This window comes from Vampirovibrionales bacterium, from assembly GCA_016712355.1.
Lineage (GTDB): Bacteria > Cyanobacteriota > Vampirovibrionia > Vampirovibrionales > Vampirovibrionaceae > JADJRF01.
Window position 1 is genome coordinate 2,231,828 of the sequence record JADJRF010000005.1, and the last position, 16,057, is coordinate 2,247,884.

Below are 16,057 nucleotides of genomic sequence, written 5' to 3' on the forward strand. Positions count from 1 at the left end.
CCTGACGGCTTAAAGTTTTGAGGACAGGGGTCGATGAGAAGTATGCGGGCCTGACCCTTTCAGGCGCGTCCGTTCCCAGCTTACGAGGGGGCTTCCCCATGGGTTTTGCCGCCAGCCAGGCGCGCTATTTGATGCTGACCGCCCGCAAGAGCGATCTCGAACTGACGGGCCAGCAGATTAATCAGGCGCGGATGCAGCTGGCCAATATTACCGGGCGTCTGTTCGCCATTACCGCCAATCTGGAGCCTGATTCGCCGCAATCTATGCAACTTCAGGCGCGAATCGCTTCGCTTCAATCGATGGACAAGGCCTTAGAGCTGCAACTTCGGCGCGTCGACACCCAGCGCGAATCGGTAATGACCGAAATTGACGCCGTTCGCAAGGTCATCGGCAAAAATATCGAAAGCACGTTCAAAACGTTCGCTTAACTCGCCTGCGTCTCGAGCGCAGGGGACGTCGCAGGCCGCAAACGGCGCCAGACGAACGGAAAAACGGGCGCGGCGCTCAAGAGCAGGAAATTCAGCACATGGGCCTGCCCCAGAAACGTCAGGCCAAATAGCTGGGCACCCGCGAGCGTCAGCGTCAAACGACGCAATTCATCACGCGGCGACAGAAAGAACGCCAAGGGAAGAAACATTCCCAAATACCACGCATAGAACTTGGCGCTTGCCAAGCCAACCGCCACGAGCATCGTCAATAACGATTCCATCGCGAAACGACGGGCCGCCTGAAGCGTTTCCGCGCCTCGAAGGTCTTTCCAGGCAAGCGAGAGACGCCAACCGTAAAATCCGGCAAACGCGAGGACGAGAACAGCTTTCAGGCTCGCTTTCACCATTTCGCGGGCGTCTTGCCATGCGGGAATCCAGCCGGCTAAGACTTTATACAGGGTAAAAATTACAGAATGCAGCGAATTATGGCTGATAGAGGCGTTGACGCCCATTTCTCCCCAAGGGAAGCGAGGCAGATCGATCACATACGGCGACGCGATGGCCAATGCAAGCAGAAATCCCAGCAGGACGCCTTTTAAAGCCTCGCGCCAACCGCCATGGCGAATGATGACCATCAAGGCAAAGGGAATCGCCAGAATGGCCGAGTATTTGATGAGCGTCGCCGCCACCAGACACGGAAGCGTCAAAAGCCGCCAGCCACGAACCAGCGTAAAAGCGGCCAGCGTCAGGAAAAACGCCATCAAAATATCGTTATGACCGTTGGCCAGATGATGCAGCAAGATCAGCGGGTTTGCGAGATATAAATAGGAGGCGCGTTCAGGAGCCGCATCGCCCAGACGTCGCGCCGAAAGCCATATCAGCAGGCCAATCGCCAGATGCGCCAGTAAATTAGCGCTCTTAAACAGCGTCGTTGTGATATTTAAATGACCTGCGCCAGCGTAACACAACGCTTTGGCCGTCAGAGCGAAAAGAAAGCCATAAGGACACGGGTTGTTCACCCAGTGATTGGTGAACATCGGGTCGCGCGTCCAACCCGCAATCTGATCGACCGTCCAGACATACGGATTGGCGTGATAAGCAACCTGTTGCCAGCCGCGATTCACGTAGCCGTAGAGATCCGTCGAATGAAAGGGCTGAATAGCCGTCGCCGCCAAGGCCACCAGAGCGACGCTGATGACGAGAAAATGCGTCTGGAAGCGCCCCGACGCCTTGAGGGCCTGATAGCCCGCAACATACAGCCCCAGCAAGGCAATAATGACGGGCCAGATAAACAACTCGCGCGCCAAACGCGTCTGATGATGCGCATCCGCCCCATAAAAGCAAAGCATCGCGCCATAGACCAGCGCCGAAGCCAGCATAATCCACAGAAAGCGTTGCGGGGGCGATTGTAAAAAAGCAGGGAGTCGAAGGGTCATCATCAAGGTCCATTTTATGACGCAATCCTGAGAAGAGCCAGCGGCGCGTGTTTTCAGCGAGCAGGCAATAGCGGTAGAATATGAGAAGGGTCGCCGCCTGCGCCCCGGACGAGGAAGCGCTTCTATGCATTCGCCTTCTTACCAGCAATCTGCCCATTGCCCAGCCTCAGACGCGGATGATTGGCGACCGCGCGCGCGCACGATGGCCGCAGGCATTCGCCGTCGGGTACTCGCTCATGTGATTGCCCACAATGGCGGTTATCTGAGTCAGGCATGCTCCAGCGCAGAGATTTTCGCGGCGCTTTACAGCCGCTTACTGCATTTAGGGCCCCTCAATAGCCCCTTGATGCCACCGGCGTTTACAGGGGTTCCCCAGCAGACGGCAAACCATGCGAGCGGAGCCGTCTTCCATGGCGAACGCGGGCCGGATCGCGATCGGTTTTTCATGTCGCCTGCCCAATACGCCCTGATTCTATACGCGGCGCTGGTCGAGGCCGAACGCATGGACCCACAGGGACTGGCGCAATTTAATCAGGACGGCGCCACTGTGGAAATGATCGGGGCGGAGCATTCTCCGGGAATGGAAGCGATGACCGGCTCGCTGGGTCAAGGGTTGAGTCAGGCGGCAGGCGTCGCCTTCGCTCGCCAGCGAAAAGGCGAAACAGGGCGCGTCTGGACGCTATTGTCTGACGGTGAACTGCAATGCGGCCAGACATGGGAAGCGCTTCAGACCATGGCATTTTTAAAGCTGGACGCCATGCGGGTGATTATTGACGCCAATGGCCAGCAGTGTGACGGACGAGTGCAAACGGTTATGCCAATCGAGCCTCTTGCCGAGCGTCTCAGCGCATTTGGCGCGCAAGTGGCCGAAGTCGACGGCCATGATCTCGACGCATTGGCTGAAGCCGCTCTGTCTCCCTGCGACGGAAAGCCGTTGGTGATTGTTGCGCGGACGGATCCCACGCGTGATTTGCCTTTACTGGAAGCGCGCGCGCCGAAGCTGCATTACATTCGCTTCTCAGATGACGCTGAACGTCAGCGCTACGCACAGATTCTGGCGCAATGGGAGGCGGCGTCATGACCGAGCGCCTGTCGCGCGTTCATGCGCGTAATTTGGTCGCATGGGCTGAAAACAGGCCGGACGCCCTTGTTTTGTCCGCCGATCTCACCAGTTCTTGCGAAGCCGACGCCTTCGCACAGGCCTATCCCGATCGTTTTCTCTCCTTCGGCGTCGCCGAACAGAACATGATGAGCTTTGCAGGCGGGCTTGCGCGGGAAGGATTTACGCCGCTCGTTCACACGTTTGCCGTGTTTCTGTATCGGCGGGCTTACGACCAGCTCGCGATGTCGATCGCGTATCCGCATCTCAACGTAAAGCTATTTGGCTTCCTTCCTGGCATCACCACGCCGGGCGGAGCGACGCATCAGGCGATTGAGGATGTTGCAATTCTGTCTGCCCTCCCCAATATGACCATTCTGGAATGCGCTGACGCCAGCGACGTGGAATCTGCGCTCGATGCCGCCGATAGCGTGGATGGCCCCGTCTATATTCGAATGCTGCGCGGAGAGCTGCCGCGATTGTTCTCGACCCCCATGCGCTTAGGCGAATGTCGCCTATCTTGCGAAGATACGCAGGCAGATCTGCTGATTGTCTCCAGCGGAGCATGCGTGGAAGAAGCCCTGCGCGCCGCGCCCGCGTTGCGCCGCAGCGGCGTCAGCCTGATTCATGCGCACGTCAGTACGCTGAAGCCTTTTCCATCGCAACCTATTTTAGAGCTGGCCGCGCGCGCGCGTTTAGGCGTAATCAGCCTGGAAAATCACAGCATCGTCGGCGGCCTGGGATCAAGAATCGCAGAAACGCTGGCGGAAGCCGGATTATCTCGTAAATTGACGCGGCTTGGATTACGCGATACGTTCGCCCATGGGGGATCCAAATCCTACTTAATGGCCGCCTACGGCCTCGACGCCATGGCGTTGGTCCGCGCAGCGCAGGCGCATATGGGGGCTTCATTGGATATTGGCCCGGACGATTTAGCCGCCGTCGTGATAGAGCCGGTTCATAGCGCCGCAAAAGCAGAAGCGTTATAAAGCCTTAAGGGAGCGCCGGTTCAGGGGCAGGAAAAACCTGTTTAACGCCGTAAAGACTGTCGCGCTCAACGGGAATCTTGCCAGCGCGCCAGATCAGCGTCATCAGGGCTTCGCGCGTCAGGGCCTGGGGCGCATCGGAACCGGCGGCGTGGGCAATTTTCTCTTGCGAGACGGTGCCGTCCAAATCATCCACCCCAAAACTCAAACTCACTTGTGAGAGCTTTTCGCCGATATGAATCCAGAACGACTTGATATGCGGGACGTTATCCAACAGCAGACGGCTCACGGCGAAGTTTTTGAGATTTTCGACCCCGGTAAGCGCATGGCGCGGGTCAATCTGGTTATTGTCGTAATAGCAGTTGAGCGGGATAAAGGACATAAACCCGCCGGAGCGATCCTGCTGAGCGCGAATACTGAGCATGTGCTCAACCCGCTCCTGGGGCGTTTCACCCAGTCCCGCCAAAAGCGTTGCATTGGTGCGAATTCCCAGCCCATGAGCGGTTTCGTGTACTGACAACCATTCCTCCGCCGTGATTTTATCGGCGCATACGTCTTTGCGCACGCGCTCGGCGAACACTTCCGCGCCGCCGCCGGGCATCGACTTTAAACCAACCGCCTGCAACTCGCGTAGCGCCGTTTCATGCGACACGCCCGCCAGTTGCGACAGGTAATGAATTTCAACGGCCGTCAGCCCCTTGATATGAACATGCGGAAAACGCTGTGACAATGCGCGAAACAGCGACACGTAGTAATCCAGACCTTGTTTCTCGTAAAGGCCGGACACAATATGAAACTCCGCCAGATGCTCGCGTTCAGGATAGGCCTCGACAGAGGCCACGATGTCATCGACGCTGAGGACATAGGCATGCGGCGAACCCGGCCCTTTTTTGAAGGAGCAGAAGCGACAGTGCGCCTCGCAAATATTGGTTGGGTTGATATGGAAGTTATGGGCCCAGTAGACGTAATCGCGGGTGTTTTCCGGGGTTCGCAGCGCCCGGGCGGTATCGGCCAGAATACCAATGGCAATCAAATCGGCGTCATCGTAGACGCGCATGCCGTCTTCTCCGGTGAGACGCTCGCCGTGCAGAACCTTGTCATAAATAGCAGCTAATGCGCTGCCCGAACGACGCATGTAAGCGTCGCGAACATCAGACGGGGCGGCAATCGTGGCCATCGGGCCTCCTTCGCGTAAATGTGCCGAATACCGGTATCTTATCCAAAAAGCCTTTTACGCGTCTAGGCCGTTGGTCGACGGCCATCGACTCATAAGCCCAGGCTCAACAGGCAAATCGATTTAGCGTCCACGATCAGGCGCTGGTCAATGGCCTCGCGGACCTGTGCTGGCGTGAGAATCAGAGGGCGGAGGTATTCTTCATCGTCGCCGGTTGCAACGTGATCGAGCGGTTTAAGACCGGTCGCACGAAATAGCCACAGGCGCTCGTTACAGAAGCCGGGAGACGTATAGATAAACGTGATTTCATCCATTTTTTCGGCGCAATAGCCGGTTTCTTCCGCCAATTCGCGATATGCGCCTTCCAGGGGCGTCTCTCCCGGATCCAGTTTGCCAGCGGGCAATTCGATTAGCGCGTGACCCAAGGCGTAACGAAACTGGCGAATCATCACGACGCAACCGTCGTCGAGAATCGGCAGCATCACCATCCCGCCGGGATGTTCCAGCACATCGCGCGGGCGAATAGCGCCATCGGGCAAGCGCGCCTGATCTTCACGCATGGTCACGACCCGCCCCCGACAACGAACGGTGGAAGAAACGCGCGTTTCCGTCGGTCCTTGCTCTAACAGCTTGCGAACGTCCGCCATCGAATGGGGTCGAATGGCTATCTGTCGCAACTCAGAAGGGTTCACGGGCAAAATCCTCCCAAATGGCCAATAACAGGCGAGCCGTTTGCATCATATCCGTCAGATGCGCGCGCTCGTTTACCGTATGTGGCGCTTCCATGGCCGCCGACAGAACCACCCCGGCCAGTCCGCGCGTCATAAAGACGTTGTTATCGCTGCCGCCATGGCTGGCAATCACGGCAGGCGTTAGTCCTTGAGACTCGATAATATGGGTAAGCCGCTGTATAGCCGGAGAGTCAGGCGCATGGGCATAGCCGTCAAAAGCGCGCTCACGCGTCAGCAGAAACGAAGTCCCCGGCATCGAGGCGGTCTCTTCGCGCAAGACGCGCTCGATACAATCAAGTTCGTCTTGAATCGCCTCGGGACGATAACTGCGAATCTCCCCACTAATCAGCACACAGTCCGGCACAATATTAGTAGCCTTGCCGCCCTCAATTCGCCCGATATTGGCGGTGGTTTCGCCTTCCAGGCGGCCTTGACGCAGGCGCGTAACGACCCGCGCCGCCAGCACAATAGCATTGAGGCCTTCTTCAGGGGCGATTCCCGCATGGGCGGCGCGTCCTCGCACCGTAATTTCAAACGTGGTTAAAAACGGCGCCCGCTGAATCAGCGTCCCCGGCGGGCCCGTGTGATCGAACGTGATTGCAAACCCGGCGCGCAGGGCATCGTCATCCAGTTGGCGCGCGCCTTTCAGATGGGTTTCTTCTTCCACGGTAAATATCAGGCGAACCGCCGGACGCGGCGCTGCGCAAGCAAGAGAGCACTCCAGCGCCTCCAGAATCGGCGCCAAAGCCGCTTTATCGTCCGCCCCCAGCACGGTCGTTCCGTCGCTTTGTATCCAGCGGGCATCTCCCTCGCCGCACACCTGAGGCTGAACCCCCAGACATGGAGGCACTACATCCATATGAGCGCACACCACCAGTACAACAGGGTGCGGGCATCGACTGGGCGGAATTTCCGCAATGAGGTTGCCCGTTGCGTCCGTACGATGGCAAACGCCGAGCGCGTCGAGACGCTGAGCCAGATAGTCCCTGACAGGCCCTTCCGCACCGCTGGGACTGTCGAGGCGCGCCAGCGATAAAAACGTCCGCAGAACGGCGTCACTGTCAATCTCAGGCAATGTCATCAGAGCCCGATTATACGCAAAACCAACGCTCTGGGGGTCAAGTCCACGGAGTTTATTATTTTTTTATATTTAAAAACTTCACAAACGGTTCTCATCGCGCAATTTGTTGTTTTTATGCCTGTACAAGATTTCATTCGCCCAGTCGAAGAAATCACAGACTTCACACGACAATCACACGCTCTTCTCTCTCTCCTCGAATCGTACAGATTCTCCCTCTTGGTCACGTTGCAGTGATGAAGAGGTTTTTTATTTGGAGCGTTTTTTGAACGCAAAGATCGCGACCTGCTTTCTAAAGTCATGTTTCAGCAAAAAAAGCCAAAGATTTGCTTTACAAGGCACTCTCTGCTAGAATTTCTCCCACTCTTGCTGAGACAGTGATTCAGCAGAGCGCCCTTGAGCCTTCCCTCCACTAGCCAACCGTCTTTAGGGAATCGGTTTTTCGCAAGCCACCCTGATCTGTGACCAGATCACGCCGGATGCGATTCGCTTGAATAGAAGACTCGAGATGATGGCGACCCTCTCGAAAAAGCCCCCGGCCCCCTCCCGGAGGCTTTTTCGTTTTTTGGATACAATAGGGCGGATTTCCGCTCTTACGAAAGGTTGCCTGTCGTTATGGCCTATCGTTTACTGGCGTTGGATCTCGATGGAACCGTTCTGGGGGAATCGCTAAAACCGACGTCCGCCGTGCGAGAGGCGATTCGCGTCGTTCAGACGCAGACAGAAGTTCGCGTGGTCATCGCAACCGGGCGCATGTTTCGCTCGGCCTTGCCCATTGCGCGCGATCTGGGATTGGCAGAACCTCTCATTGCCTATCAGGGCGCACTGGCGCAAGACGTGCAGACGCCGTATGAACGTTATTACCACTCACCGATTCCGTTGGGGCTGGCCCGGCAAATTCTGGCGTTTGCGCAGACGGAACGACTCGCCGTTAATCTGTATGTAGACGACGTTCTGTATACGAATCCAGAAAATGCGTATGCAGCCCAATACGAAGCCATTTCTGGCATTACCCCGGTGGTCTGCGATCAATTGGAAGAACGCCTTGTCGCGCCGCCTTCTAAAATGATGATCATCGAAGCGGACCGCATGCCCGAGATCCGCCGCCAACTGGCATCGCGTTTTGAAGGGCGGCTGGATATCTGTCTTTCTCGCCCCAGTTTCTGCGAGATCGTCAATCGCGACGTGTCGAAATGGACCGCATTACGGTGTCTGGCCGATCGCTGGGGAATTGCGACAGAAGATATCATGGCCATCGGCGACCAGGAAAACGATCGTTCGATGATCGAACAGGCCGGATGGGGCGTCGCGATGGGCAATGCGCCTGAGACCGTTAAAGCCTGTGCCAATGCCGTAACGCGCTCCGTTGACGAAGACGGCGTCGCCGCAGCCATTGAACGCTGGCTACTGCCTCAGGCCGCCGGCAATACCCAACAAGCGCCCCAAGCTACCGTTTTAACGCGATGAAACCCGCCGCTGCGTTTCGCGTTGGCCAAGGCTTTGACTGGCATCGACTTGCAGAAGGCCTGCCGTTTCGTTTAGGAGGCGTCACGCTGGAAAGTCCCGTCGGCGCACAAGCGCATTCGGATGGGGACGCTCTGCTTCACGCCCTCACCGACGCGATTTTAGGAGCCCTGGCGTTGGGCGATATCGGCGATTTTTTTCCGCCCAGCGATCCCCAATGGCGAGATGCGGACAGCGCCCTGTTTGTTAATGGCGCGATGCGTCAGGCGCAACAACGCGGTTATGAGCTCATTAACGTAGATGCCACAGTCTTTCTGGAAGCTCCCAAACTAGGCCCCTATAAGCGCGCCATGGCACAGACTATTGCGCAGCTGCTTCAAATCGAGGACGATTGCGTCAGCGTCAAAGCCAAAACAGCTGAACAACTTGGCCCGCTCGGGCGTTGCGAAGCCGTAGCCGCCAGCGTCACGGTTTTAATGATGACAACAACCGCAGCTATTTCCCGTCCTTAAGGAAGACTGCTGGCCAGATTGGGATCGACGACGCAACTGCCCGTATTGCCACCCGCGCCGCAAATTACATTACTATCCTGATGAATGAGTTCTGCCGTATTAGCGACCGTTTTATTGGAAATATTCGCCACCATCGAAAGTCCTGAATTGGCCGTAATCGTTGCAGGAATGGGATCCGTATAAACGGTACGCACATTCCCCAAGCCGATTTTATACGTGGTACTCACCCCGTTCATGGTCACGGTTTCGTATAACGGGATTTTGGAAGCGTCCGAATAATACGTAACCAGCGAAACGGTTTCGCCCGTATTGCTATCATAATAATTCGTGGTTTTGGGGACAATCGCGTACTCGACAGGCTCTGTCGTTTGAGAACAGGACGAACTGGGATCAGAACATCCGTAGTCTGTATTTCCATCCAAAAGGACGCCGATTTGTTTGTATTCCAAATCGATAATGGCTTTTGCTTCCGGAAAAGACGCCGTCACATCGGGATTGTTGGCTAAATAATCGTTGAGTAGCGTGTATTTACCGGCCATAATCGTCCCGTAATAAACGTTTTTAGCCTCCCTCATGCCTCTGGCAATCGTCCAGAGACTTTTATAAGGGACAAATTCGTCCGTACACGTCCTGATATCACAGTCGTATTGATTAATAAGAGCTTCCACGTTTTTAACGTATCTCGCCGTGTTATGCCCTGAATTCGCAAGATCCGTGATTAATTGAACCAAAATAGGATCCGCGCCTTTGGCCGCCAATTCTTCGGCAAGTTTCGTCATCACCGAAGAGAAGGACTCCGTTAACTCGCCGCCCATGGCGCCGGTGGTATCCGCGACGGTAGCCCCCGCCGGAATAACAGGCAAGTCCACACATGTACCGCTGGCAAAACAAACTTGTTCAGACTTGATCGAACTCACCGCGTGCGGGCGAATGACACTTCCTAAGGGCTCAACTGTCAGGGTTTTACCACCAGCGCCAACGCCCGCGTTGAGCAGGTTTTGTTGCAGCGTCCCGACTTTACTGACCCAGTCGGTTTGCGAAAAGGCAGAGCCGACCAGCGTCAACAATAAGACGCCCGATAAGCCATATTCCATCATGGCGTTGCCTTTAAGGGCCTTCCGCATTCAGGAGACCTCCGGGAAATAATCGGCAAAGGAAGCGAATAGAGTTGCTATCGACAGCCCAATCGATTTATTGAAGGTTTGTTATCAAAAATTTACACCCTCTATGGTTCTCGGACCACTGTGACCGTGTCAGGCAGCGCCTCTCGAAGAGCGGATGAGATACGCTCGCCCGGAACCGTAATGGGGATGCCCGGTGGACAATGAACAAGGGTTTCCTGGGCAATACGCCCTACGGCATCATCGGCGCACACGCGTTCTCCGGCAGAGAAAAAGGCGTCGCGCGGCGTCATCGCGACGTTCGCTGACCTCCACTGATTTGAATCCAGCCGCCTTGCGTCTCCTTCTGCCAACTCGGGCGCACAGCAAGCGCCCAGACTGCGTAAACGCTGATCCTCAGAACAAAGGGCTCGTATCAGGGCCGTATCATCGCTCTCCAGGAGTCCCAGACTTCGCTTGTAGAGGGCCCCCGCCGAGGTGGTCGCCTCGAAGGCAATGCCGCATTCCTGTTCGAGTCGAACGCCCCATTCATCCCCAGCGACATCGGGAATAGCCAGATAAAGCGCGGTTAAATCCGCCGACGCGATGGCATCACTGGGAGGTTTCGGCGAAAACAGACGTAAATGCCGCAATTCGCGCTGAAGTTCGTGACGAACGCGCGTTGCGCAGTCAATGCAGTTCTGGAGCTGCGCCCGACCGGCAGGGCTTGCCAGATGTAACACGGCGGCTTCGGCGCTCGCCAACAGGGGATAAGAAGGGCTGGTCGTCTGCAGCGCGTTAAGCGCTTGCTGGAATTGCGACGGCGAGACGCCTGATCCATGCGGTAGATGCGCAATCGCCGTTTGGGTCAGGCTTCCCGCAGATTTATGCAGGGAATGAACGACAACATCGACCCGGGCATGCGCAGCGGTGGGGGGCAAGTCTTCTGAGAAAGGCCAAAGCGCGCCATGCGCCTCATCCACCAGCGTCAGCGCGCCATATGCGCGACAAATTTCGGCAATAGCATCGATATCGGAGCCGATGCCTTCATAGGTTGGAGAGGTCATGGCCACCAGACGCGCATTCGGGTGAGCCTCCAGGGCGGAGCGAACCGTCTGAGACGTCAGCGCTGCCCAGAGTCCCCATTCGGATAAGCGCTCGGGCCACAGCCAGATGGGGTTAGCCCCGGTGAGAATCAGCCCGCTGATGAGCGAACGATGTGCATTGCGCGCGATCAGCACGTCATCGCCCGGCCTGAGCGTCGCCAACATGGCGGCCTGAAGTCCCACAGAAGCCCCATTGATTAAATAAAAGCTATGCCCTACGCCGTATATAGACGCCGCCAGCGCCTGAGACGTCGCAATACAACCCTCTGGTTGTGAAAGAACGTCCAGTCCTTCGACTTCACTGAGATCAGCGGCCAGCAAGGCTTCGCTCAAGCCAGGAGATTCAAAAAGAAGGCGCCCTGCATGTCCAGGGACATGAAAGCGCCTTCTTTGAAGCGTTAAATAGTGGGCAATCGCCTTAGCGATAGGGCCGTCCGCCACCGCGTCCGCCTCTATCGCCACCGCCGCCGCGTCCACCGCGGAATCCGCCGCGTTCGTTGTTGGCAGCCGCCGCAGCCGCAGCCGCCGCACGCTCTTCGCGATCCGGGCGCGCCTGGGGAGGCGACATATCGAACTGTTCCCATTCCTCGGGCGCAATGCCCTTGATGGTAAGGTTCACGCGACCCATCTCGTCGATTTCTTTGACTTTGACGAGAACTTCGTCATCGACGGCCAGATACTCTTCCACGGCCTGAATACGTTCGTTGGAGACCTGTGAGATATGCACCATGCCATCTTTGCCGGGCGTCAGCTCAACAAAGGCGCCGATGGGAATAATCCGCACGACCTTGCCTTTGAACAGCATGCCGGCCTCGATTTTCATCGTCATTTGCTGAACGATGGCCAGTGCACGTTCGCCGCCTTCTCCCACGGAGGTAATCGTGACCAGGCCGTCGTCTTCGATATCAATCGTTGCGCCGGTCTGCTCGATGATGCCGCGAATCGTTTTGCCGCCGGGGCCAATGACCGAGCCAATCTGCTCTTTGTCGATGCGCCAGGTCAGAATACGCGGCGCATACGGAGAGAGTTCGGCGTTAGGCTGCGCAATGGCGGCGTTCATTTTACCCAGAATATGAAGCCGGCCCTGACGCGCCTGCTCAAGCGCCTCGCGCATAATTTCCAGCGAGATGCCGCGGATTTTAATATCCATTTGCAGCGCTGTAATGCCGGTGTCGTTGCCTGTCACCTTGAAATCCATATCGCCGAGGAAATCCTCGACACCCTGGATATCGGACAGCACCACATAGCGATCGCCTTCTTTAATCAGGCCCATCGCAATGCCGCTGATAGGAGAGCAAAGCGGCACGCCGGCATGCATCAAGGCCATCGATGATCCGCAGGTAGAGGCCATACTCGTCGACCCGTTGGATTCCAATACTTCGGAATTCACGCGAATCGTATAAGGGAAGGCTTCTTTTTCCGGCAGGGCGGCTTCAATGGCGCGTGCCGCCAAGGCGCCGTGACCGATTTCACGCCGTCCAGGGCCGCGCGTCGGGCGCACTTCTCCGACCGAGTAGGCCGGGAAAGAATAGTGATGAATCCAGCGCTTCTCTGTGGCCGGATCCACGCCGTCGAGATCCTGTTTGTCGCCGGGAGCGCCCAGCGTACAGATGGACAACACCTGGGTGTTGCCGCGCGTAAACAGCGCTGAACCGTGGACGCGGGGCAGAACACCCACTTCGCAGGTAATCGGACGGATTTCGGTCGTTTTACGACCATCGGCGCGAACGCCTTCGTCCAGCACCATCGCGCGCATAACGCGTTTTTCGAGACCCTTGAAGCAAGCGCTCACGTGATCCAGCGGCTGTTCGGCAATGAATTTGCGGATGTCATGGTCATCAGCCAAAGCTGCGATCGCGGCTTTGAGCTTGTCTTTTGCGGTCTTCAGCAAGGCCTTGCGTTCATCGCGATTGAAATTGCGATACGCCGCGCGAATATCGTCACCGACTTGCGACTCGACGAAGGCTTTCAACGGTGAGACGTCGTAGGGGCAAACGTACTGGGCGCGAGGCGCAATGCCGCACTGTTCGCGGAAACGCCGAATCACGGCGACTTGTTTTTTGATCTCTTCATGAGCGAAAGCAAGCGCGTCCAGCATATCGGCTTCCGAGACGAATTTTGCGCCCGCTTCCACCATCATGATGGAGTCTTCGGTTCCGGCGACAATCAGATCAAGGTCGCTCTGTTCCGTTTCCTGATAGGTGGGGTTGGGGATCATCCGACCGTCGATACGCCCCACGCGGATGGCGCCGATAGGGCCTTCAAACGGCAAGCCGGACAGTTCCAACGCTGCTGCGGCGCCAAACATCGCCAGGGTATCCAGTTGGTTAACGCTGTCGGCGCTGAGAGGCGAGGCCACCACCTGAACATCTTTGTAGTAATTATCCGGCCACAGGGGGCGAATGGGGCGGTCCATCAGGCGGCAGGTGAGTACAGCCTTTTCAGAGGGACGGCCTTCGCGTTTAATAAAGCCGCCGGGAATGCGGCCCACTGCGTACATCTTTTCTTCGAAGTCGCAGAGCAGGGGGAAAAAATCAATTCCGGAGCGCGGTTCCTCGCTGCCGGTGGCCGTCACCAGGATGACGGTATCTTCACATCGCACGACTACCGCGCCGCTAGCTGAGCGCGCCATGCGTCCGGTTTCCAGTTGCACATCCTTGTCGCCGATTTTAAAAGTCAGGGTCTGACATTGCAGGCCGGCGTCCGCCGTAGGAGTTTCGGTCATAGACATAAAATGGGTCTTCTTTCTGAATCTTCTTTAACTTTACGCATCTATTTTCGTCGCTCTCATTGTAGCGAAAACAAAGCCAACGCCCAAACAAAGCCATAGCCAAATCGCAACGGCAAAGACACGTGCGCATGCCTTTTTCACTGCACGCTTGCGCGCCCAGATACCAACCCTCAGCCTCAGGATGACGCGCGTTTCCGGGGAGAAGAAGGGCTAAGCGGTTTCGCCGCGCAGCTTTTTGTCCGGCAAGGGAATAATCTGCGCCAGCGCCGACTGCTTTTTCTCTACCATCTCACAAGTGATGGTGATGGACTTGACGTCGTCGCGAGACGGCACTTCATACATGATATCGAGCATCAGCTCTTCAACGATCGAGCGCAAGGCCCGCGCGCCGGTTTTGCGCTTGATCGCCTCTTTGGCGATGGCGCGGGCTGCGCCGGTATCAAAGTGCAGGGCAACATTGTCCATCGACAGCAATTCTTGATACTGCTTGAAAATAGCGTTCTTGGGCTCGGTGAGGATCAGGACCAGAGCATCCTCATCTAACGGATCCAGAACGGCGTTAACGGGAATGCGGCCCACGAATTCGGGAATCATGCCGTATTTGAGCAAATCATCCGGTTGCATTTCTTTCAGACGGCGCGCGGCCAGAATTTCGCGTTCTAGCGCTGAGCGCGGGAGATCGCTGCCAAAGCCGACGGATTTACCGGCGACCAGACGGCTTTCGACGATTTTATCCAGCCCGACAAAGGCCCCGCCGCAGACAAACAGGATATTGCCCGTATTGATCTGGATAAATTCCTGATGCGGGTGCTTGCGTCCGCCCTGAGGGGGAACGTTGGCAATCGTGCCTTCAATCATCTTGAGCAGCGCCTGCTGAACGCCCTCGCCGGAGACATCGCGGGTGATGCTGGGATTTTCGGACTTGCGGGCGATTTTGTCGATTTCGTCAATATAGACAATTCCGCGCTCGGCCTTGGCGGCGTCGTAGTCGGCGGCCTGATACAGGCGCAGCAGAATATTCTCAACGTCATCGCCCACATAGCCTGCCTCAGTCAGGGTCGTGGCGTCCGCAACAGCGAAAGGCACGTCGAGCAGCTTGGCAAGCGTCTGGGCCAGAAGGGTTTTACCACTGCCAGTCGGCCCAATGAGCAGAATATTGCTCTTTTGAATCTCGATATCGCCTTTTTCGGCGCTGGCGGCAATATTATGGTTGATACGCTTGTAGTGGTTATAGACCGCCACAGAGAGAATCTTTTTGGCGTCATCCTGACCGACAATATGCTGGTCGAGGAAGGCCTTGATTTCCTGAGGCTTGGGAACGCTGGTGAGTTCCGGCGGCGCAGCGGGCTTTTCGCCTTCTTCGCCTTCAAAGAATTCCTCGTCGAGGATCTCATTGCACAGCTCGACGCATTCGTCGCAGATGTACACTTCCGGCCCAGCGATCAGCTTTTTGACCTGATCCTGGCTCTTGCCGCAAAACGAGCAGCGAAGTCGGCTATCTTCCTGTTTGGCCATGGGGAAACGTCTCCTCGGCATTTCGCCGGATCCACAGACGCGACGCGTTTGGGTTTTGCGGGTCTATTGGTTCCTCTATTCTACTTGTATTCTACTCGCCTGATCCAGCGGCTTCAACCCGAGTGATCACGCGGTCGACGATGCCATAGGCGCACGCGTCGTCTGCGGACATGAAAAAATCTCTATCCTGGTCTTTTTCGATTTTAGAAAGCGACTGACCCGTGTGCTTCACCATAATATCGTTGCACATTTTTTCCAGCCGCTTGATTTCAGCGGCGTAAATCTCCAAATCCTTGGCCTGGCCGCGTTTGCCGCCCGCGCTCTGGTGAATCATCACGCGGCTGTTTTTCAAGGCGCAGCGCTTGCCCGGAGCGCCTGCGGCTAGCAGCACGGCGCCCATGCTGCACGCCTCGCCCACGCAAACGGTCGAGACATCGGCGCGAATAAGCTGCATGGTGTCATAAATAGCCAGACCATCGTAAATCGAGCCGCCGGGGCTATTGATGTACAACATGATGTCTTTTTCAGGATTTTCAGAGTCGAGCAGCAGCAATTGCGCAATGGCGACGTTGGCTACGTCTTCGTCGACTTCGTCGCCAATCAGGATAATGCGATCGCGCATCAGACGAGAGTAGACATCCATCACGCGTTCGCCGCGCGAGGATTGCTCAACGACCACCGGCACGCCCGGGCGTCG

Annotated in this window: 14 protein-coding genes; 5 read left to right on the plus strand and 9 right to left on the minus strand. The window is 56.6% G+C overall.

Annotated features, from left to right (window positions below; genetic code table 11):
- The first annotated feature begins 98 nt into the window (after window positions 1-98).
- Window positions 99-428: a hypothetical protein gene (locus tag IPK79_11735; protein ID MBK8191107.1), complete on the plus strand. Its 330-nt coding sequence runs from the start codon at window positions 99-101 to the stop codon at window positions 426-428.
- Here IPK79_11735 and IPK79_11740 read toward each other — a convergent pair.
- The gene (locus IPK79_11740; GenBank protein ID MBK8191108.1) at window positions 425-1,867 is read right to left on the minus strand and encodes a hypothetical protein; all 1,443 of its coding nucleotides are present in this window, start codon (window positions 1,865-1,867) and stop codon (window positions 425-427) included. The two genes, IPK79_11735 and IPK79_11740, sit on opposite strands and share 4 nt — an antisense overlap.
- 121 nt (window positions 1,868-1,988) lie before the next feature.
- On the opposite strand from IPK79_11740, the gene IPK79_11745 reads away from it, so the two are divergent.
- Window positions 1,989-2,945: a transketolase gene (locus tag IPK79_11745; protein MBK8191109.1), complete on the plus strand. Its 957-nt coding sequence runs from the start codon at window positions 1,989-1,991 to the stop codon at window positions 2,943-2,945.
- Complete coding sequence (locus IPK79_11750) at window positions 2,942-3,952, plus strand: transketolase (GenBank protein MBK8191110.1); 1,011 nt, start codon at window positions 2,942-2,944, stop codon at window positions 3,950-3,952. Before IPK79_11745 ends, IPK79_11750 begins: the two co-directional genes overlap by 4 nt.
- A 4-nt stretch (window positions 3,953-3,956) precedes the next feature.
- On the opposite strand, the gene IPK79_11755 is transcribed toward IPK79_11750, so the two are convergent.
- The 3 genes from IPK79_11755 to IPK79_11765 form a co-directional block, all read right to left on the minus strand.
- Window positions 3,957-5,084: a CofH family radical SAM protein gene (locus tag IPK79_11755; GenBank protein MBK8191111.1), complete on the minus strand. Its 1,128-nt coding sequence runs from the start codon at window positions 5,082-5,084 to the stop codon at window positions 3,957-3,959.
- A 131-nt stretch (window positions 5,085-5,215) separates the two neighbouring features.
- A complete protein-coding gene (locus tag IPK79_11760) occupies window positions 5,216-5,815 on the minus strand; it encodes an NUDIX hydrolase (protein MBK8191112.1) in 600 nt (199 codons plus the stop codon).
- Window positions 5,802-6,935: a M20/M25/M40 family metallo-hydrolase gene (locus IPK79_11765; GenBank protein ID MBK8191113.1), complete on the minus strand. Its 1,134-nt coding sequence runs from the start codon at window positions 6,933-6,935 to the stop codon at window positions 5,802-5,804. The genes IPK79_11760 and IPK79_11765 overlap by 14 nt, the downstream gene beginning before the upstream one ends.
- 612 nt (window positions 6,936-7,547) lie before the next feature.
- Between IPK79_11765 and IPK79_11770 the strand changes: the two genes are divergently transcribed.
- Complete coding sequence (locus IPK79_11770) at window positions 7,548-8,399, plus strand: HAD family phosphatase (protein ID MBK8191114.1); 852 nt, start codon at window positions 7,548-7,550, stop codon at window positions 8,397-8,399.
- Window positions 8,396-8,908 (plus strand): 2-C-methyl-D-erythritol 2,4-cyclodiphosphate synthase, encoded by a 513-nt coding sequence (ispF, locus tag IPK79_11775; GenBank protein ID MBK8191115.1) that lies wholly within the window; start codon window positions 8,396-8,398, stop codon window positions 8,906-8,908. The genes IPK79_11770 and ispF overlap by 4 nt, the downstream gene beginning before the upstream one ends.
- Here the strand turns inward: ispF and IPK79_11780 are convergent.
- From IPK79_11780 to IPK79_11800, 5 genes are all read right to left on the minus strand, one after another.
- Window positions 8,905-10,032, minus strand: coding sequence for a hypothetical protein (locus IPK79_11780; GenBank protein ID MBK8191116.1), 1,128 nt, complete (start codon window positions 10,030-10,032; stop codon window positions 8,905-8,907). The genes ispF and IPK79_11780 overlap by 4 nt on opposite strands.
- 101 nt (window positions 10,033-10,133) lie before the next feature.
- Complete coding sequence (locus IPK79_11785; protein ID MBK8191117.1) at window positions 10,134-11,555, minus strand: aminotransferase class I/II-fold pyridoxal phosphate-dependent enzyme; 1,422 nt, start codon at window positions 11,553-11,555, stop codon at window positions 10,134-10,136.
- A complete protein-coding gene (gene pnp, locus IPK79_11790) occupies window positions 11,533-13,839 on the minus strand; it encodes a polyribonucleotide nucleotidyltransferase (GenBank protein ID MBK8191118.1) in 2,307 nt (768 codons plus the stop codon). The genes IPK79_11785 and pnp overlap by 23 nt, the downstream gene beginning before the upstream one ends.
- 216 nt (window positions 13,840-14,055) lie before the next feature.
- Entirely contained in the window at window positions 14,056-15,360 is a 1,305-nt protein-coding gene (clpX, locus tag IPK79_11795; protein MBK8191119.1) for an ATP-dependent protease ATP-binding subunit ClpX, read from the minus strand.
- Between the two features lie 91 nt (window positions 15,361-15,451).
- On the minus strand, window positions 15,452-16,003 hold the full coding sequence (locus IPK79_11800) for an ATP-dependent Clp protease proteolytic subunit (protein ID MBK8191120.1): 552 nt from the start codon (window positions 16,001-16,003) through the stop codon (window positions 15,452-15,454).
- Between the last annotated feature and the right edge of the window lie 54 nt (window positions 16,004-16,057).

Excerpts from the sequence above, each read along its gene's own strand:
- IPK79_11735 (MBK8191107.1), top strand. The coding sequence starts at position 99 with ATGGGTTTTGCCGCCAGCCAGGCGCGCTATTTGATGCTGACCGCCCGC.
- IPK79_11740 (MBK8191108.1), bottom strand. The coding sequence starts at position 1,867 with ATGATGACCCTTCGACTCCCTGCTTTTTTACAATCGCCCCCGCAACGC.
- IPK79_11745 (MBK8191109.1), top strand. The coding sequence starts at position 1,989 with ATGCATTCGCCTTCTTACCAGCAATCTGCCCATTGCCCAGCCTCAGAC.
- IPK79_11750 (MBK8191110.1), top strand. The coding sequence starts at position 2,942 with ATGACCGAGCGCCTGTCGCGCGTTCATGCGCGTAATTTGGTCGCATGG.
- IPK79_11755 (MBK8191111.1), bottom strand. The coding sequence starts at position 5,084 with ATGCGTCGTTCGGGCAGCGCATTAGCTGCTATTTATGACAAGGTTCTG.
- IPK79_11765 (MBK8191113.1), bottom strand. The coding sequence starts at position 6,935 with ATGACATTGCCTGAGATTGACAGTGACGCCGTTCTGCGGACGTTTTTA.
- IPK79_11770 (MBK8191114.1), top strand. The coding sequence starts at position 7,548 with ATGGCCTATCGTTTACTGGCGTTGGATCTCGATGGAACCGTTCTGGGG.
- ispF (MBK8191115.1), top strand. The coding sequence starts at position 8,396 with ATGAAACCCGCCGCTGCGTTTCGCGTTGGCCAAGGCTTTGACTGGCAT.
- IPK79_11780 (MBK8191116.1), bottom strand. The coding sequence starts at position 10,032 with ATGCGGAAGGCCCTTAAAGGCAACGCCATGATGGAATATGGCTTATCG.
- pnp (MBK8191118.1), bottom strand. The coding sequence starts at position 13,839 with ATGACCGAAACTCCTACGGCGGACGCCGGCCTGCAATGTCAGACCCTG.
- clpX (MBK8191119.1), bottom strand. The coding sequence starts at position 15,360 with ATGGCCAAACAGGAAGATAGCCGACTTCGCTGCTCGTTTTGCGGCAAG.
- IPK79_11800 (MBK8191120.1), bottom strand. The coding sequence starts at position 16,003 with ATGGATGTCTACTCTCGTCTGATGCGCGATCGCATTATCCTGATTGGC.